At 76.3% G+C, this 396-nt stretch carries 1 protein-coding gene; it reads left to right on the top strand.

Annotated features, from left to right (window positions below):
* Positions 1-396 (top strand): histidinol dehydrogenase (locus SxD43FB_RS24245; protein WP_176482931.1); only part of this gene is annotated, 396 nt, incomplete at both ends.

The raw sequence follows: 396 nt of genomic DNA, 5'->3' as shown, positions 1-396 counted from the left end.
ATGCGACGCCGCGTTCAAACAGGGCGCCCGCTTCGACCGCTGGACCCCCGGCAGCGCCGCCGCGCTGCGCGTGACCGAGGCCGAGATCGAGGCCGCCCGCGCCGGCTGCGCCCCTGCCCTGCTGGACGCGCTGGACCTCGCCGCCACCCGCATCGAGCGCTTCCACCAGGCGCAGCTGCCGCGCGACGTGGAGCTGGACGACCCGCTCGGCCTCACCCTCGGCCTGCGCTGGGGGCCGCTGGACGCGGTGGGCATCTACGTGCCCGGCGGCAAGGCGGCCTACCCCTCCTCCGTGCTGATGAACGCCATTCCCGCGCGCGTCGCGGGGGTGCCGCGCATCGCCATGTGCGTCCCCACCCCCGATGGCGTGCTGAACCCGCTGGTCCTGGCCGCGGC

Source organism: Sphingobium sp. D43FB (assembly GCF_002312805.1).
Classification (GTDB): domain Bacteria; phylum Pseudomonadota; class Alphaproteobacteria; order Sphingomonadales; family Sphingomonadaceae; genus Sphingobium.
The sequence above is the reverse complement of the archived record's forward strand: the minus strand, read 5'-3'. Positions and strand labels throughout refer to the sequence as shown.